At 67.1% G+C, this 17,122-nt stretch carries 13 protein-coding genes; 7 read left to right on the forward strand and 6 right to left on the reverse strand.

The features are described from left to right. On the reverse strand, positions 1–317 hold a 317-nt coding region (locus PHI64_RS21560; RefSeq protein WP_299887788.1), incomplete at its 3' end, for a transporter substrate-binding domain-containing protein. Positions 318–592: 275 nt separating this feature from the next. Between PHI64_RS21560 and pyrC the strand changes: the two genes are divergently transcribed. The 5 genes from pyrC (at position 593) to PHI64_RS21585 (ending at position 7,046) form a co-directional block, all read left to right on the forward strand. After that, positions 593–1,624: a dihydroorotase gene (gene pyrC, locus PHI64_RS21565; protein WP_299887791.1), complete on the forward strand. Its 1,032-nt coding sequence runs from the start codon at positions 593–595 to the stop codon at positions 1,622–1,624. A 13-nt stretch (positions 1,625–1,637) separates the two neighbouring features. Then, positions 1,638–2,087 (forward strand): hypothetical protein, encoded by a 450-nt coding sequence (locus PHI64_RS21570; protein ID WP_299887794.1) that lies wholly within the window; start codon positions 1,638–1,640, stop codon positions 2,085–2,087. Positions 2,088–2,230: 143 nt separating this feature from the next. Then, positions 2,231–3,061, forward strand: a complete 831-nt coding sequence (locus tag PHI64_RS21575; RefSeq protein WP_299887797.1) for a DUF3025 domain-containing protein — start codon at positions 2,231–2,233, stop codon at positions 3,059–3,061. Positions 3,062–3,158: 97 nt separating this feature from the next. Beyond that, entirely contained in the window at positions 3,159–4,811 is a 1,653-nt protein-coding gene (gene gpmI, locus PHI64_RS21580; protein WP_299887800.1) for a 2,3-bisphosphoglycerate-independent phosphoglycerate mutase, read from the forward strand. A 195-nt stretch (positions 4,812–5,006) separates the two neighbouring features. Beyond that, positions 5,007–7,046 (forward strand): hypothetical protein, encoded by a 2,040-nt coding sequence (locus tag PHI64_RS21585; protein ID WP_299887803.1) that lies wholly within the window; start codon positions 5,007–5,009, stop codon positions 7,044–7,046. 324 nt (positions 7,047–7,370) lie between these two features. On the opposite strand, the gene PHI64_RS21590 is transcribed toward PHI64_RS21585, so the two are convergent. The 5 genes from PHI64_RS21590 to PHI64_RS21610 form a co-directional block, all read right to left on the reverse strand. After that, positions 7,371–8,147, reverse strand: a complete 777-nt coding sequence (locus PHI64_RS21590; protein WP_299887806.1) for an enoyl-CoA hydratase — start codon at positions 8,145–8,147, stop codon at positions 7,371–7,373. Positions 8,148–8,170: 23 nt separating this feature from the next. After that, positions 8,171–9,316 (reverse strand): CaiB/BaiF CoA-transferase family protein, encoded by a 1,146-nt coding sequence (locus tag PHI64_RS21595; protein WP_299887808.1) that lies wholly within the window; start codon positions 9,314–9,316, stop codon positions 8,171–8,173. Between the two features lie 166 nt (positions 9,317–9,482). Next, a complete protein-coding gene (locus PHI64_RS21600; protein ID WP_299887811.1) occupies positions 9,483–10,619 on the reverse strand; it encodes an acyl-CoA dehydrogenase in 1,137 nt (378 codons plus the stop codon). A gap of 157 nt (positions 10,620–10,776) precedes the next feature. After that, on the reverse strand, positions 10,777–11,973 hold the full coding sequence (locus tag PHI64_RS21605) for an acetyl-CoA C-acyltransferase (RefSeq protein ID WP_299887813.1): 1,197 nt from the start codon (positions 11,971–11,973) through the stop codon (positions 10,777–10,779). Between the two features lie 45 nt (positions 11,974–12,018). Next, positions 12,019–12,783 carry a 3-hydroxyacyl-CoA dehydrogenase gene (locus PHI64_RS21610; protein ID WP_296569845.1) on the reverse strand — a complete coding sequence of 255 codons (765 nt, stop codon included), beginning with the start codon at positions 12,781–12,783 and terminating at the stop codon, positions 12,019–12,021. Between the two features lie 224 nt (positions 12,784–13,007). On the opposite strand from PHI64_RS21610, the gene PHI64_RS21615 reads away from it, so the two are divergent. Both PHI64_RS21615 and PHI64_RS21620 read left to right on the forward strand, forming a co-directional pair. Beyond that, positions 13,008–14,030 carry an AraC family transcriptional regulator gene (locus PHI64_RS21615; protein WP_299887817.1) on the forward strand — a complete coding sequence of 341 codons (1,023 nt, stop codon included), beginning with the start codon at positions 13,008–13,010 and terminating at the stop codon, positions 14,028–14,030. 21 nt (positions 14,031–14,051) lie between these two features. Next, positions 14,052–16,979, forward strand: coding sequence for an HD domain-containing phosphohydrolase (locus PHI64_RS21620; protein ID WP_299887820.1), 2,928 nt, complete (start codon positions 14,052–14,054; stop codon positions 16,977–16,979). Positions 16,980–17,122: the final 143 nt, after the last annotated feature.

The raw sequence follows: 17,122 nt of genomic DNA on the forward strand, positions 1-17,122 counted from the left end.
TCGATGTCGACGGTGCCGTTCTGGATGAGGGTGATGCGGTTCTGGGGGGTAACGGGGGTGAGCTTGACGTCGAGGGCGGGGAGCTTGAGCTCGGCCTTGACGGCATCGACCACCTTGAGCATGAACTCCTGGGAGTAACCGACGACCTGCTGCTTGTCATCGTAGTACGAGAACGGGATGGACGACTCCCGATGCCCCAGGGCAATGGTGCCGCTGCTCTTGATCTTGGCCAGGGTCGGGGATTCCTGGGCCAGCACGGGCTGGGCCAGGAGGGTGGCGGCGATACAGGTGGCGGCGAGCTGGAACGAAGTGCGCATGGTTCGGTTCTCCTGCAGGGTTGAGGGCCGTCGGCGATGGGGCCGCCGGATGTCTTATCCAATGCAGGGGCCGTGCCAGCTTGTTGGAGGCTGCGTGTGTTTCGTAAGTGGATGATTTTAAACGGGCGGTGTTTTTTACGTGGGTGCCCGCGTTCGGGTTTCCGGATGCGTCCCCGGCGAGGCGCGCGGAAATCCGCATGCTTTCCCGACCGGGGCCTCTGCCCGGGGCTGGTAAAATACGTCAATCAGCCCTTCGCCCTGTGGATCGACACGCCATGACGCTTACCCTCACCCGCCCCGATGACTGGCACCTGCATGTGCGCGATGGCGCCGCCCTGGCCGCCGTAGTGCCTGACACCGCCCGCCGCTTTGGCCGCGCCCTGATCATGCCCAATCTCAAGCCCCCGGTGACCACGGTGGAGCAGGCTGCCGCCTACCGGGCGCGCATTCAGGCCGCGGTGCCGGCCGGGCTCAAGTTCGACCCGCTCATGACGTTGTATCTTACCGACACCCTCGGGCCCGATGAGATCGACAAGGCCGCCGCCAGCGGCTTCATCCCCGCCGCCAAGCTCTACCCGGCGGGTGCAACGACCAACTCGGACGCGGGCGTCACCGACATCGCCAGGATCTATCCCGTTCTCGAACGGATGGCGGAAAAGGGCATTGCCCTGTGTGTTCATGGAGAGGTGACCCATGCTGACGTGGATATCTTTGATCGCGAGCGTGTCTTTATCGATCGCGTACTGGCGCCGCTTGCAGCGCGCTACCCGGCCCTGCGCATTGTCTTCGAGCACATCACGACGGCCGAGGCAGCACAGTTCGTGACTGGGGCAGGCCCCAACGTGGGGGCCACCATCACGGCCCACCACCTGCTGATGAACCGCAATGCCATCTTTGCTGGTGGCATTCGGCCCCATCACTACTGCCTGCCGGTGCTCAAGCGCGAGACCCACCGGGAGGCCCTGGTGAAGGCCGCTACCTCGGGCAGCACCCAGTTCTTCCTCGGCACCGACTCTGCCCCCCACGCCAGGACCACCAAGGAGGCGGCCTGCGGCTGCGCCGGCTGCTACACCGCCCACGCCGGCATTGAACTCTACGCCGAAGCCTTCGACGCGGTAGGTGCTCTGGACAAGCTCGAAGCCTTTGCCAGCTTCAACGGCCCGGACTTTTACCGTCTGCCCCGCAACGCCGACACCATCACTCTGGTGAAGGAAAGCTGGGATGTGCCCGCCGGCCTCGACTACCTGCCTGGCGACGCCTTGGTGCCTCTGCGCGGTGGCGAGCAGATCCACTGGAAACTGGCCTGACCCAAGCCCGACGATGCTCTCCAAGCTCAAGCTCTTCCCGATTCTGTTGGCCCTGCCCGTGCTCGCCGCCTGCGAGTATGAGGGCGCGGCCTTCATCGTCAATGGCAACAAGGACGAGAACATCAGCCTCGTCCGCGAGCAGCGCTGGTTCTGGAGCAGCGATGTGGATCAGGCTGTCGTCGTGTCGCGCATGCCTACCTGCATGCGCCGCCATGACATCAAGTCCGGCGTGGCGGGCAGTGTGAAGATGGAAGTCTTCGAGGCCGGCAGTAGCCTGTGGGCGCTCAAGCAGGGCAAAAACTGGTATCTGGCCAGCACCGAGAAGTGTGAGTTCCAGCGCTGGACCGAGCCCCCCGACGAGCCCCCGGGCCGCCTGGTGGGCACCTTCAGCCGCAAGAACGACAAACTTGAGTTCATCCCCGCCGAGCAACCCGCCAAACTCATCCGCCCGGCGGAAGAGTGACATCCCACGAAGAAACGCCCCCTCCCGCATGGGAGCATATCCGCCCCGCTGCGGAAGACTGGGTGCCGTCCCTGTGGGGGCGAATTCATTCGCCCGGGGACGCTGAACAAAGGCACACTGCCGGTCCCGTGGGCGCTGTTTGAATGAACCCGTCCTCCCCCGCAGCCTACGCCTCCCGCCCCCTCTTCGAACCGATTGCCCGCCTGCTGTCCGGATTTCCGGATGGCCTGCCCGACGCGGAAGTGCTGACCGCCTGCCTGCGTGCCCACGCCCCAGGTGCGGTGAGCGCGTCGGGGCATCCCCTGCACTTCATCCTGCCGCCGGAGGGCGCCGAAGCCTACGAGCAGCACATCCATGCCACCGGCCAGGTGCCCACCCGGCCCCATGACTGGCACGACTTCTTCAACGCCCTGGCCTGGTGCGTGTGGCCGCGCAGCAAGGCAGCCTGCAACGCACTGCATCTGCAGGAGCTGGCGGCGCGGGCGCAGGCCGGCCTGCCCGGCCGCGGGCCCGTGCGCGATACCCTGACCCAGTTTGACGAATGCGGCGTGCTGGTGGTCTCCGCCGATCCGGATATCCCAACCCTGCTGGCAGCCCACGCCTGGGAAGAGGCCTTGTGGGTGCGCCGCGCCCGCCTGCTGGAGAGCACCCGTTTCCTGGTCTTCGGCCATGGCAGCTGGGATCAGCTGCGCCAGCCCTTCTTCGGCCTGTGTGCCAAAGCCCTCTACCGACAGGTGGACGCTGGCTGGCTGGCTCTGCTCCCCGCCGTGCAGCAGGCCGAGGCCGACGCCTGGCTGGCCGAGCGCCTGATGGACCCGCGCCAGCCCTTCGACAAGGGCGCCCTGGCCCCGCTGCCGCTCCTCGGCATCCCCGGGGTGACGCCCGACAACGCCTGCGCCGGGTATTACCGCGACACCCGCCAGTTCCGCCCGCCCCGTGGCATCCATCGCAAAGTCTTGCACGGGGGGCTGTAATCAACCCCCCGATTTGAAGGAAAATAGCGGGCTCGCCGAATGCCGCCCGGGTGATGCCCGGCGCGCCGGCCCCGAATTCATCCTTCAGGAACCCGCCATGCTGCAGAAATTTCCCGCCTTCCCCGGCGTCCCCGGCCCGGTTGTCGTCATTGTCATGGACGGCTACGGCATCCCGAAGAACGATGCGGGCAGTGCCATCGCCGCCGCCCGCAAGCCCACCCTCGACCGTCTCTTTGCTGAATGCCCGCACATTACCCTGCGTGCCCACGGCACCGCGGTGGGCATGCCTTCGGATGACGACATGGGCAACTCGGAGGTGGGACACAACGCCATCGGCGCCGGTCAGGTCTACAGCCAGGGCGCGGCCCTGGTGGCCAACGCCATCGCTGACGGCGCCATCTGGGCGGGTGATGCATGGAAGGAGATCGTGGCGGGGGCCAGGGTCGGCGCCAACGGCAAGGAAGGCGTGATCCATTTCATCGGCCTGTTCTCCGACGGCAACGTGCACAGCCACATCGACCACCTGAAGGCCATGGTTGTGCAGGCCAAGGCGGAAGGCACCAAGACCGTGCGCATCCATGCCCTGCTCGATGGCCGTGACGTGCCCGAAACCAGCGCCCTGGAATATGTGCTGCCCTTCGAGGCTTTCCTGGCCGAGATCAGCGGCGACGGCTTCGACGCCCGTATCGCCTCCGGCGGCGGCCGTCAGTACATCACCATGGACCGTTACGACGCCAACTGGCCGATGGTGGAAAAGGGTTGGAAGACCCATGTGCTGGGCGAAGGCCCGCAGTTTGCCAATGCCACCGAGGCCGTCAATGGCCTGCGCCAGCGCCACCCTGGCACCATCGATCAGGATCTGCCCGAGTTCGTGATTGCCGAGGGCGGCAAGCCCATCGGCACCATCGAAGACGGCGATTCGGTGGTCTTCTTCAACTTCCGCGGCGACCGGGCCATCGAGATCACCCGCGCCTTTGTCGAGGATGATTTTGACAAGTTCGACCGGGTGCGTGCCCCCCGGGTGACCTTTGCCGGCATGCTCCAGTACGACGGCGACCTGCAGCTCCCCAAGCGCTTCCTGGTGGCCCCGCCGGCCATCAAGGACACCTCGGGCGAATGGTTCAGCAAGGCCGGCCTGGCCCAGTTTGCCTGCTCCGAGACCCAGAAGTTCGGCCACGTCACCTACTTCTGGAATGGCAACCGCTCCGGCAAGTTCGAGGGCGAAACCTGGCAGGAAGTCCCCAGCGACGTGGTGCCCTTCGAGCAGCGCCCGTGGATGAAGGCCGCCGAGATCGCCGACGCCATGATCGCCGCCGTGCAGTCGGGCCGCTACAAGGTGCTGCGCTGCAATTTCGCCAACGGTGACATGGTTGGTCACACCGGCAACTTCCGCGCGGCCACCATGGCCGTCGAGGCTGTTGATCTGGCCCTCGCGCGCCTCTTGCCGGCCATCGAGGCTGCCGGTGGCGTGGCCCTGATCACCGCTGACCACGGCAATGCCGACGAGATGTTCGAGCTGGACAAGAAGACCAAGCAGCCGTCTCTCAACGCCGATGGTTCCTTCAAAGCCAAGACCGCCCACACCCTCAACCCGGTGCCCCTGGTGCTCTTCGACAAGGTGACTGGCGGCAAGCTGGGTCTGCGCCAGTCCGACACAGCGGGTCTGTCGAACATCGCGGCCACCGTGGCCAATCTGGTGGGTCTGGAAAAGCACGCCTGCTGGGATGACAGCGTGCTGCAGATCGGCTGAGGGCGCGGCCCGATCCCTCGGTTTTCGTCTCTCCTGGTGCTCGTGTGCCGCTGGGGGGGGCGTACGGCATGAGGTATCGGGGGGTATTATCTTGCTTCCACGGGCCTTCGGGCGCTTGATCCGCCGGGGGCCGCACCGAATACTCATCGGCAATTTCGGCTGCGGCTCCGGCTAAACGAACCCCGGCTTACTCCCATGCGTCTGCTCTCATCCCTGCGCACATCCCTCGAACAGGACGTGACTCCGGCCGCCGATGCCCAGGCGGCCGCCCTGCGTAGCAACCGGCGGCGCCTGCAGGTTTTTGCCGTGGTCTTCCTGATCGTGGTGATCCCCGGCCTGCTGTGGAATTTCCTGCGGCCTGCCGAGTTCCGTGCCACGGCCCGGGTGCAGATCATGCCGGGCAGCACCGAGCCCCGGCCGGGGGCAGCACCCCTGGCCCTGGGGGGCGGGAGTGGTGGCAGCGAGATCCCGCGCAGTGCGTCCGAACTGCTGACCCAGGTCCAGGTGCTTACCAGTCGCCCCCTCCTCGAGAAGGTGGGGGTGGCTCTGGCCAGTGCGGGCGAGCCCCTGCCCGGGGGCGATCCGGCGGCACGGCTGCGGGAGATGATCAGCGCAGAGGCCGTCGATGGCACAGAGGTGGTGGAGCTGCAGGCCACCGGCACCCAGCCCCGGCAACTGGCCGCCGCCCTGAATACCCTCGTGGATATTTACCGGGAGGACATGAAGGCCTCCTACGGCACGGCAGCAGGAGAAGGCCTGGCCCAGGCCCGCCAGGAAGCGGAGCGGCTGGCGGCGGCGGTACAGACCCGGCGGGAGCGCCTGGATACCTTCCGCAACGCCACCGGCGTGCTCTCGCCGGAGCGGGAAGAGAACGAAGCCGTAGCCCGCATCAAGGGGCTGACTACTTCCCTCAACGTGGCCACCGAGAAGCTCGCCGTGGCCGAAGCGCGCTTCAGGTCCATGCAGGCGGGCGGGCGGGGCGCCGCCGCCGGTGCCGATGACCCGACCCTGGCCAACATGGAAGCCCGTGCTTCCCAGATCGCCGAAGAAATCCGACAGATGGAGCGGACCTACACCCCCGAGTTCATGCGCATGGACCCTCGCGCCAAGTCCCTGCAGATCCGCCTCACCGAGATGGAGCGCCAGATCGAAGCCCAGCGCGCCACCAGTCGGCAGGCTGCCCTCGGTGCCGCGCAGGACGAAGTGGCCACTGCCCGGGCAACGGCGGAGCGCCTGCAGGGCGAGATCCGCGCCCAGCGCTCGTCCATGCAGGATTTCTCCCAGCGCTTCACCCAGGCCAAGTCCCTGGAGGACGACCTGGCCCAGATCGAAAAGGCCAGCCGCGAAGCCCAGGAGCGCCTGGCCAAGCTGGAGGCCAGCGAACAGAGTCGCCTGCCGGCTCTCAAACTCGTCGAAGCCGCCAGCGTGCCCGGTACTCCTTTCCGCCCGGACTACCTGCTCGACGCCCTGATTGTTCTTGGTGCGGCCTTTGGCCTGGGCCTGGCGGCCATCTGGTTCGTCGAGATCTTCAACCGCCAGGCCCCACTTCAGACGCCAGCTTCCACCACCCTGATCATGCCCTCGCCGTGGACGGGGGGGCCTGGCTCAGGCGGTGCCGCGCCGCTGCTGTCAGAGCCTCCGGTCGAGCTGGTGAGTGGCGGCACCTCGGCCGGCCTGCTGGCTGCCACCCACCGGCCCCCCCGCGAACTGGCCCAGGAAGAAGTCGTGGATCTGCTCGCCGCCTCGGCCGGTGAAGGGCGCTTTGTGTTGGGGCTGCTCCTCATGGGCCTGAGCACAGACGAAGCCGCCGCCCTGCGGCAGAGTGATTTTGAAGGTACCGCCTGCGTGCTGCAGGTGGCTGGAAGTGCCCCCCGCAGCCTCAAGGCCCCGGCCTGGATGGGCGACTGCCGGCCCTCATCCATTGGCGGCATGGATGCCCCCCTGCTGCAGGACGCCGCCGGGGCCCGCCTGCGCCCCGAGGACATCCAGTCCATTCTGGCCTGCGCCGCCTTCGACGCCGGCCTGGCCAGTGCCGGCGGCGTGACTGCCGATGTGCTGCGCCACACCTGCATTGCCTGGCTTGTCCGCCAGGGGGTGCGCTTTTCCGAACTCGGCAAGCTCGTTGGCCGACCCAGCCCCGAAGCCCTGGCCCTCTACGCCACCATGGCCCCCGAGGGCCCCAAACTCAGCGCCACCGAAATCGACCCCCTGATGCCGGCCCTGCGGGCGATGTAGAGCGAGGGCACAGGCCCTGGGGTCGAATTCATTCGACCGTGGACTTTGGTCAGCGGCTTGCGGATGACTCGACCAAGGCACAAAGGGCGCTTGCGCATGACGATAGCGCTGACGCCCACGTCTGTCGGTGCGACGGCATGGAGCCGGCGTGAGTGGTTCTTATTGCTTGGCTCTGATGTAAAGCTGCCGGGCGGCGTTTCCGGAGCTGAACGTTGCAGGGCAAGTGAGGCTCTGCTCCCCGTCTCTCGCCAAAATGTTATCCAGATCTGAAGACGAAAGGGGGCCGAAGCCCCCTTTGTCATTTGTACTGCTGCGAACCCCTGATTACTGGTTCTTGAACTCGGCCTTGCGCTTCTCGACGAAGGCGGCCATGCCTTCCTTCTGGTCTTCGAGGGCGAAGGCCGAGTGGAAGACGCGGCGTTCGAAGAGCAGGCCTTCGTTGAGGCTGCTTTCGTAGGCGCGGTTCACCGATTCCTTGATCATCATGACCACCGGCAGGGAGAAGCCGGCGATGGTGGTGGCGGCCTTGAGGGTTTCTTCCAGCAGCTGCTCGGCGGGGATGACGCGGGCGACGAGGCCGGACTTCTCGGCCTCGGCGGCGTCCATCATGCGGGCGGTGAGGCACAGATCCATGGCCTTGGCCTTGCCCACGGCGCGGGGCAGGCGCTGGGTGCCGCCGGCGCCGGGCAGGATGCCGAGCTTCACTTCGGGCTGGCCGAACTTGGCGCTGTCCGCGGCGTAGATCATGTCGCAGCTCATGGCCAGCTCACAGCCGCCACCCAGGGCAAAGCCTGCCACGGCGGCGATGACCGGCTTGCGGCAGGTCTTCACGCGTTCCCAGTTGCGGGTGATGTAGTCGCCCTTGTAGGCGTCCATGTAGCTGAAATTCGCCATCATGGTGATGTCGGCGCCGGCGGCGAAGGCCTTTTCGGAGCCGGTGATGACGATACAGCCGATGGCCTCGTCGGCCTCGAAGACGTTGAGGGCCAGGCCCAGTTCATCCACCAGGGCGTCGTTGAGGGCGTTGAGCGCCTTCGGACGGTTGAGGGTGATGAGGCCGACCTTGCCGCGGGTCTCGACGATGATGTTCTGGTATTCCATGCTTTCTCCTGTTGCTGCTGTTATTAGACGGCGCCCGCAGTGCGCAACCGGTTGATGTCGTCCGGAGTGAAGCCCCAGTCGGCGAGCACGTCGTCGCCAGTGACTCCGGCGACGGGCGGGCGGGGTTGCGCAGGAATGCTGCGGCTGAAGCGGGGCGCCGGGGCCGGCTGCGTGACGCCGCCGACCTCGATGAAAGTGCCGCGAGCCCGATTGTGCGGGTGTTCGGGCGCTTCGTCCATGTCCAGCACGGGGGCGACGCAGGCGTCCGTGCCTTCGAGCAGGGCGCACCATTGGTCGCGGGGGCGTGTCTCCAGGTGGGCAGCGAGGCGTGCTTTCAGTTCGGGCCAGCGGGCGCGGTCCCACTGCTGGCTGAAGTCGGGGTCGCCGAGGCCGGTTTTTTGCAGGAACAGGGCATAGAACTGGGGTTCGATGGGGCCGATGGAAATGTACTTGCCGTCGGCGCAGCGGTAGGTGTCGTAGAAGTGAGCGCCGCCATCGAGGAGGTTGCTGCCCCGCTGCTGCGTCCATTGGCCCATGGCCTTGAGGGTGTACATCATGGTCATCAGCAGGGCCGAGCCGTCGGTCATGGCGGCATCCACTACCTGGCCCTGGCCGGATGTGCGCGCCTCGGTGAGGGCGGCTAGCACGCCGACCACCAGCAGCATGGCGCCACCGCCGCAGTCAGCCACCAGGTTGAGGGGCACCACCGGCTTGCCGCCAGGCTCGCCGATGGCGTGCAGGGCGCCGGACAGGGACAGGTAGTTGATGTCATGGCCGGCAGCCTGGGCCAGGGGGCCGGTCTGGCCCCAGCCGGTCATGCGGCCATAGACGAGGCGCGGGTTGGCCTCAAGGCAGGTGTCCGGGCCCAGGCCGATACGCTCCATCACGCCGGGGCGGTAGCCTTCGACGAGGATGTCCGCCCCGGCCACCAGCTGCTTCGCCGCGGCCAGCCCTTCGGGCTTCTTCAGATCGAGGGTGACGACGCGGCGGGAGCGGTTGAGGATGTCGATCTTCGGATCGAAGAGGTCTGATGCCGGCTTGGCACCGGGGGCGGGCTTGCGCTCGATGCGCACCACCTCGGCGCCCAGATCGGCGAGGATCATGGCGGCCATGGGGCAGGGGCCGAGGGCAGCGAATTCGATGACTTTCACACCATGCAGGGGGCCCACACTGTCTCCTTGTATCTTTATTGTGGTGTAGGGGCGGCTTCAGCCGCCCGCTACGCGTGGGATGATGGACTGGCCTGCTGGCGTCGGTGGGCGGCTGAAGCCGCCCCTACATTGCGGCGAGCACCGCAATCGCGGGATCGGCCCGCGCAGCAGCCCGATGTACCCTTTACTCGGCGGCGATGCTGCGGCCGATGACGAGCCGCTGGATGTCGTTGGCGCCTTCGTAGATCTGGCAGATGCGCACGTCGCGGTAAATGCGCTCCACCGGGAAGTCGCTGGTGTAGCCGACACCTCCATGGATCTGGATGGCATCGGAGGCGATCTTTTCGGCGGCTTCGGAGGCGAACATCTTGGCCATCGAGGCTTCCTTCAGGCAGGGCTTGCCGGCGTCCTTGAGCTGGGCGGCGCGCCACACCATCAGGCGGGCGGCGTCGAGCAGGGTGTTCATGTCGGCCAGTTTGAAGTTGACCGCCTGGTGCTCGATGATGGGCACGCCGAAGGTGATGCGTTCCTTGGCGTAGCGCACGGCGGCCTCGAAGGCGGCGCGGGCCATGCCGATGCTCTGGGCGGCAATGCCGATGCGGCCGGCTTCCAGGTTGGAGAGGGCGATCTTGTAGCCTTCGCCTTCCTTGCCCAGCAGAGCGGAGGCCGGCACGCGGCAGTTCTCGAGGATGATCTGCACGGTGTCGGAGGCGTGCTGACCCATCTTGTCTTCAGTGCGGCCGACGATGAAGCCCGGCGTGGCGGTGGGCACCAGGAAGCAGGAGATGCCCTTCTTGCCGGCGGCCTTGTCGGTCACGGCGAAGACGATGGCCATGTGGGCGTGCTTGCCGGTGGTGATGAACTGCTTGACGCCGTTGAGCACGAAGCTGTCGCCGTCCTTGTCGGCGCGGGTGGTGATGGCGCCGGCGTCGGAGCCGGTGTGGGGCTCGGTCAGGCAGAAGCAGCCGAGCTTCTCGCCCCGGGCCAGGGGCTTGAGCCATTCTTCCTTCTGCTGATTGGTGCCGTACTTCATGGTGATGCCGCAGGCCAGGGAGTTCTGCACCGACACGATGGTGGAGGTGGCGCCGTCGCCGGCGGCGATCTCTTCGAGGGTGAGCACCAGGCTCATGTAATCCATGCCGGCGCCGTCCCATTCCTCGGGCACGCACATGCCCATGGCTCCCAGCTCGCCGAGTTCCTTGAGGGCTTCGGCGGGGAAGGTGTGGTGCTTGTCCCATTCGGCGGCGAAGGGGGCGAGGCGCTCCTGGGCGAAGGCGCGCATGGAGTCGCGGATCATTTCCTGTTCTTGGGTGAGGATCATGCTGTGGTGTCCTTTGGTGTCTTTTGTGTTGTCAGTGTGGGCCGATTGAGCGGGCGCCGAGCCTTGACTGAAACTTGAGGCGACGTGCTTCCGGCTTGCCGATCCGTAGGTCGGGTCAGCGCGCAAGGCGTAACCCGACTTCGGAAGGCTGGCTGTCTTAGAGCATTTCCACGGCCAGGGCGGTGGCTTCGCCGCCGCCGATGCACAGGCTGGCGATGCCGCGCTTGCCGCCGGTCTGCTTGAGGGCGCCCAGCAGGGTGACGATGATGCGGGCACCGGAAGCGCCGATGGGGTGGCCGAGGGCGCAGGCGCCGCCGTGGATGTTCACCTTGGCCGGGTCGAGGGCCAGGTCGCGGATGGCGGCCATGGTGACGACGGCGAAAGCTTCGTTGATCTCCCACAGATCCACGTCATCGGCGGTCCAGCCGGCCTTGTCGAGGAGCTTCTGCATGGCACCCACCGGGGCGGTCGGGAAGTTGGCGGGCAGGCCGGCGTGGTTGGTGTGGCCGACGATCTTCGCGATGGGTTTGGCGCCGAGCTTGTCGGCGGTGGAGGCGCGCATCAGCACCAGGGCGGCGGCGCCGTCGGAGATGGAGCTGGAGTTGGCGGCGGTCACGGTGCCGTCTTTCTTGAAGGCCGGCTTGAGGCTGGGGATCTTGTCGATGCTGGCCTTGGGCGGCTGCTCGTCGTCGGCGATGGTCACGTCGCCCTTGCGGCCGGCCACGGTGACGGGGGCGATCTCCCACTGAAAGGCGCCGCTCTTGATGGCGGCCTGGGCGCGGGTGGTGGAGGTGATGGCCCAGGCGTCCTGCTCTTCCCGGGTGAAGCCGTAGTTGCCGGCACAGTCTTCGGCGAAGGTGCCCATCAGGCGGCCGTTGGTTTCCTTGCCGTAGCGGTCTTCCAGGCCGTCGAAGAACATGTGGTCGAGCACCTGGCCGTGGCCCAGGCGCATGCCGCCGCGGGCCTTGGGGAGCATGTAGGGGGCGTTGGACATGGACTCCATGCCGCCGGCGACCGCCACTTCGACGCTGCCGGACACCAGCAGGTCGTGGGCCAGCAGGGTGGCCTTCATGCCCGAGCCGCATACCTTGTTGATGGTGGTGCAGCCGGTGCCCAGGGCCAGACCGCCGTTAAGGGCCGCCTGGCGGGCCGGCGCCTGACCGAGGCCGGCGGGCAGCACGCAGCCGAAGATCAGCTCCTGGACGGCATCGGCCGGCACGCCGGCGCGTTCGACGGCGGCCTTGATGGCGACGCCGCCGAGCTGGGGCGCGGTGAGGCTGTTGAAATCACCCTGGAAGCCCCCCATCGGGGTACGGGCGGCGGAGACGATGACGATCGGGTCTTGGTTGCTCATGGTGAAACCTTTCTGAATTCGTTGGGGCGAGGGGCGGCTGGCGGCTTACTTCGCTGCCATGCGGATGGCGCCGTCGAGGCGGATCACCTCGCCGTTGAGGTAGCTGTTGCCGAAGATGTGTTCGACCAGTGCGGCGTATTCGGCCGGCTTGCCCATGCGCGAGGGGAAGGGAACCATCTTGCCGAGAGCATCCTGCACGTCGGCAGGCATGCCCAGCAGCATCGGGGTTTCCATGATGCCCGGGGCGATGGTCATTACGCGGATGCCGGAGCGGCACAGCTCGCGGGCGATGGGCAGGGTCATGGCCACCACGCCGCCCTTGGAGGCGGCATAGCCGGCCTGGCCGAGCTGGCCGTCAAAGGCCGCCACCGACGCGGTGCTGACGATCACGCCGCGCTCGCCGCCGGCATCGGCTTCGTTCTTGCTCATGATTTCGGCGGCCAGGCGGATCATGTTGAAGCTGCCCACCAGGTTGATGTTGATGGTGCGGGCAAAGCTCTCCAGCTTGTGGGCACCGTCGCGGCCGACCACCTTTTCGGCCGGGGCGATGCCGGCACAGTTCACCAGGCCGCGCAGGCTACCCATCTCGACAGCGGCGGCGAAGGCGCCCTTGGCACTCTCCTCGCCGGTCACGTCGGTGGCGACAAAGCGGGCGTTGGCGCCGAGTTCGGCGGCCAGGGCCTCGCCGGCCTCCTTGTTCACATCGGCCAGCACCACCTTGCCGCCGCGGGCCACGATCATGCGGGCGGTTGCTGCGCCCAGGCCGGAACCACCACCGGTCACCACGAATACGTTGTTGTTGATTTCCATGTGTTCTCTCCTCATTTCTCTGGCTGATGGAACATGCGCGGGATGCGCGGCGTGGGGCGCAGTCTAGGCACAAGCGCCCTGGCGCTCCATGCCTAAAACGCTCATTGTGGATGGTAGAATTTGCCATACCAAAGGAATGCGAAAGCCCGTCTTTTCATGTTGCGGTGCAGCGTCGCAAGGCCCGTCCCCCATGGGGTTCCCTTTCTTCCTACACGCATGTCCCGATGAGCGAGCGCACGCCCGACAAGGGCACCATCTCCATCCGTTTTGTCCGCGAGGCCCTGGTCGGGGTACGGGAGCGTGGCCTCGATGCAGATGTGTTGCTGCAGCATGCAGGGATTTCTCCTGAGCTCCTCAATGCGCCCCAGGCGCGGGTCTCGTCAGCCCACTTCGGGGCGCTCTGGCACCGGGTTGCCCAGGGCATGGACGACGAGTTTTTCGGTATGGACAGTCACCGCATGAAGGCCGGCAGCTTCACCCTGCTATGCCACAGCGTGATCCACTGCGTGTCCCTGGAGCGGGCCCTGCGCCGGGCCCTGCGCTTCTTCCGTCTGGTGCTGGACGACTTCGAAGGCGTGCTGGTGCGCGACGGCGACACCGCCCGAGTGGTGCTGGCCGAGCGACAGGGCGACCCGCGCCGGGCCTTTGCCTACGGCACCTTCCTGATCATGATCCATGGCCTGGCCTGCTGGCTGATCGGCCGGCGCATTCCCCTGGACCACGCCAGCTTCCGTTGCCCCGAGCCGGATTTCAGCCCAGAGTGGCGGGTGCTCTTCTCGCCCGATCTGCGCTTCGGCGAGGTCGAGACGGAGATCGCCTTTCCGGCCGAGTTCCTAGACATGGCCAATGTCCAGAACGAGCGCACCATGAAGGTCTTCCTGCGCAGCGCGCCGGCCAACTTCCTGGTCAAGTACCGCAACAGCGACGGCCTGGTGGCGCGCATCCGGCGCCAGCTGCGGCACATTCCGCCGGAAACCTGGCCCGACTTCGAGACCCTGGCCCAACAGCTGCATTTCTCCGCCTCCACCCTGCGCCGCCACCTGATCGACGAAGGGCAGTCCTACCAGGCCATCAAGGACGATCTGCGCCGTGACCTGGCCATCAGCCAGCTCAGCCATTCCGACAAATCGGTGCTCGACATCGCCCTCGACCTCGGCTTTGCCGAAGCCAGTGCCTTCCACCGGGCCTTCAAGAAGTGGACCGGAGCCCGGCCGGGGGAATACCGGCGCGCCCTGGCGGGGCAGTAAGCCCGGGAAAGGACCGCACATATGGCCGCTGACCTTCCCGAAAGCCCGTCATCGCGCCGTTTCCGTTTCCCACTCCACGTCCACATCTCGACCCTGTTCTTCCTGCTGGTGCTGTTGGCTGGGGGCAGCATCGCCGCTTTCTCCTATTTCCGCAGCGCCGAAATGCTTGAACGGGCTGCCGGCGACCTGCTTACCCGCATTGCCCGCCAGACCGTGGCGGAGACCGAGAGCCTGCTGCGCCCGGTGGAGGCGAGCGTCGGCCTGCTGGCCCTGAACGCCGTGAGCGAGGCCACCACCCTCGCCGAGCGACGTGCCGGTTTGGCGGCTTTGCGTGAGGCCCTGCGTGCCACACCGTCGGTGTCGGCCTATTACGTGGGGTATGCCTCGGGTGACTTCTTCATGCTCATGCGCCTGAGCGACGATGCCGACCGGCGCCTGGTGGGTGCGCCTGCCGGGGCGGCCTACCTGATCCAGAGCATCGCCGGGCCCCAGGGGCAGTTCATTTACCTGGACGCTGATCTCCATGAGCTGCGTGCCGAACCCCGGCCCGACTATCCGGCCACCTACGACCCACGCCAGCGCAGCTGGTACGTGCAGGCCCAGGGCAGCGCCGAGCCGGTACAGACCGAGCCCTACCTGTTCGCCTCCACCCGTCGCCTGGGCGTGACCGTGGCGCGCCGGGCGGCCAGCGGCCAGGCTGTGGTGGGGGCCGACATCCGCCTCGCCACCCTCGACGAAACCCTGCGCCGCCAGCGCATCACGCCGGGCTCGCAGCTGGTGCTCTTCGACGGGGGCCGGCGTGTGGTGGCCTGCTCCGAGCCGGATTGGCTGCTGCCCGAGGCGGCAGGGGGCGAGATCGAGCGGCCCCGCCTGTCCGGGCTGGTACATGGTGGCGTGGCGGCCCTGGCGCGCCAGGCTCCCCAGGCTGGCTCCAGTGCAGACCATACCCTGGCTGCCTTCGACGGCGCTGGCCGCGGCTGGCGTGGCGCCGTGGCCAGCCTGCCGGTGCGAGGTGGGAACGGCCTCTACCTGGGGGTGGCGATCCCCGACGACGAGTTGCTGACCGACGCCCGCAGCATCCGCGACCGGGCCATCCTGGCCACCCTGCTGGTGATCCTGCTGGCCCTGCCCTTTACCTACGGGGCCGCCCGACTGGTATCAAGGCCGATTCGCGAACTGGCCCGCGAGGCGGCGGCGATCCGGCGTTTCGATTTTGCCGGCGAAGTGGTGACCCGCTCGGTGGTGCGCGAGGTGGACGATCTGGCCCGGGATCTGGCCTCCATGAAGGGCTCGGTGCGGCGCTTCCTCGATATTGCCTCGGTGATGGCCGAGGAGCCCGACTTCGAACGCCTGCTGCCGCGCCTGGTCGATGAGACGGTGGCCGTGGTGGGGGCCCGCGCTGGCGTACTGTATCTGGCCCGGGACGACGGAGAGGGCCTGGATGCTGCGAGCCTGCGGGATGCCGACGGGCACAGCCTGCCCCTGGCCGATGCACCGCCCGGGCCGGCCATGGCCAGCCTGGTGCCCGAGGGTGAGCGTTCCGGCGTCGGGCGCTCGGTGGGGGACATCGGTGGCGCCGGGCTGTTCGCCGCCCTTGGGGCCAGTGCCATGGCCTATCTGGCAGTGCCCTTGCTCGACCGCAAACACGACCGGGTGGGCCTGCTGGTGCTGTGGTTCGATGATGCCCCCGACCGGGACCTGGTGCATTTCGTCGAGGCCCTGTCGGGCTCGGCAGCGGTGTCGGTGGAGACCCGTTCCCTGATCCGTGCCCAGAAGGAACTCTTCGAGGCCTTCATCCAGCTCATTGCCGGCGCCATCGACGCCAAGAGCCCCTACACAGGTGGTCACTGCGCCCGGGTGCCGGAGCTCACCAAGATGCTCGCCCAGGCCGCCTGTGATGCCACCGACGGGCCTTACCGCAACTTCAGCCTGGACGACGAAGACTGGGAGGCCGTGCATATCGCCGCCTGGTTGCACGACTGCGGAAAGGTCACCACCCCTGAGTACGTGGTGGACAAGGCCACCAAGCTGGAAGCCATCCACGACCGCATCCACGAGATCCGCATGCGTTTCGAGGTGCTCAAGCGCGACGCCGAGATCGCCTGCTGGCAGGCCGTGGCAGGGGGCGCCGACCCGACCGCCGAGCAGGCGACGCTGGCTGCCACCCTTGCCACCCTCGATGCGGAGTTCGCCTTCGTGGCCGCCTGCAATGCCGGCGGCGAGGCCATGGACCCGGCCGACGTGGCGCGTCTGCAGCGCATCGGCGCACGTACCTGGTTGCGCACCCTGGACGACCGCCTTGGCGTGTCCACCGATGCTCTGCGCCGCATGGGCCCGGGCCCGGCCTTGCCGGTGAGAGAGGCGCTGATCGGTGACAAACCCGAGCACCGCATCCCGCGGGGCGTCGAGGATGCCATCCCCGCCGACAACCCCTGGGGTTTCCGCCTCAAGGTGCCGGAGCTGCTCTACAACCGGGGTGAGCTGACCAACCTGTGCATCAACCGGGGCACCCTCACCGAGGAGGAGCGCTTCAAGATCAACGAGCACATCGTACAGACCATCCGCATGCTCTCCGAGCTCCCTTTCCCGCGCCATCTTCGAGCCGTACCCGAGATCGCCGGCGGGCACCACGAGAAGATGGACGGCAGCGGCTACCCCCGCGGCCTGACTCGCGAGCAGATGAGCCCGATGGCCCGCATGATGGCCATCGCCGACATCTTCGAGGCTCTCACCGCCGTCGATCGCCCCTACAAGAAGGGAAAGTGCCTCTCCGAGGCGGTTGGCATCATGGCCCGCATGCGCGACGCCGGCCACATCGACCCCGACCTGTTCGCCCTGTTCCTGCAATCCGGCGTGTACCGCCGCTACGCCGACCGCTTCATGGCGCGGGCCTGTGTGGATGAAGTGGACGTGGCGGCCATGCTGGCGCCGCCCGCTCCGGGCGCCTGAGCTGCACTTCCCCTGAGGTCGAATTCATTCGTATATGGACTCCTCCCGTTTTGCCAGCGCGAATGTTGGATAACAAGGGGGGATCGATTGCTCACGTATATCCGGCCTCGTTGTTGGGCGTAGTGGCCCGGGCCATGATGAGT

It is taken from the genome of Zoogloea sp. (assembly GCF_028689785.1).
Lineage (GTDB): Bacteria > Pseudomonadota > Gammaproteobacteria > Burkholderiales > Rhodocyclaceae > Zoogloea.

What these genes read in the sequence shown, in the direction of transcription:
- PHI64_RS21590 (WP_299887806.1), bottom strand. Translation starts at nt 8,147, where the DNA reads ATGGAATACCAGAACATCATCGTCGAGACCCGCGGCAAGGTCGGCCTC.
- PHI64_RS21620 (WP_299887820.1), top strand. Translation starts at nt 14,052, where the DNA reads ATGGCCGCTGACCTTCCCGAAAGCCCGTCATCGCGCCGTTTCCGTTTC.
- PHI64_RS21615 (WP_299887817.1), top strand. Translation starts at nt 13,008, where the DNA reads ATGAGCGAGCGCACGCCCGACAAGGGCACCATCTCCATCCGTTTTGTC.
- gpmI (WP_299887800.1), top strand. Translation starts at nt 3,159, where the DNA reads ATGCTGCAGAAATTTCCCGCCTTCCCCGGCGTCCCCGGCCCGGTTGTC.
- PHI64_RS21605 (WP_299887813.1), bottom strand. Translation starts at nt 11,973, where the DNA reads ATGAGCAACCAAGACCCGATCGTCATCGTCTCCGCCGCCCGTACCCCG.
- PHI64_RS21610 (WP_296569845.1), bottom strand. Translation starts at nt 12,783, where the DNA reads ATGGAAATCAACAACAACGTATTCGTGGTGACCGGTGGTGGTTCCGGC.
- pyrC (WP_299887791.1), top strand. Translation starts at nt 593, where the DNA reads ATGACGCTTACCCTCACCCGCCCCGATGACTGGCACCTGCATGTGCGC.
- PHI64_RS21570 (WP_299887794.1), top strand. Translation starts at nt 1,638, where the DNA reads ATGCTCTCCAAGCTCAAGCTCTTCCCGATTCTGTTGGCCCTGCCCGTG.
- PHI64_RS21575 (WP_299887797.1), top strand. Translation starts at nt 2,231, where the DNA reads ATGAACCCGTCCTCCCCCGCAGCCTACGCCTCCCGCCCCCTCTTCGAA.
- PHI64_RS21585 (WP_299887803.1), top strand. Translation starts at nt 5,007, where the DNA reads ATGCGTCTGCTCTCATCCCTGCGCACATCCCTCGAACAGGACGTGACT.
- PHI64_RS21600 (WP_299887811.1), bottom strand. Translation starts at nt 10,619, where the DNA reads ATGATCCTCACCCAAGAACAGGAAATGATCCGCGACTCCATGCGCGCC.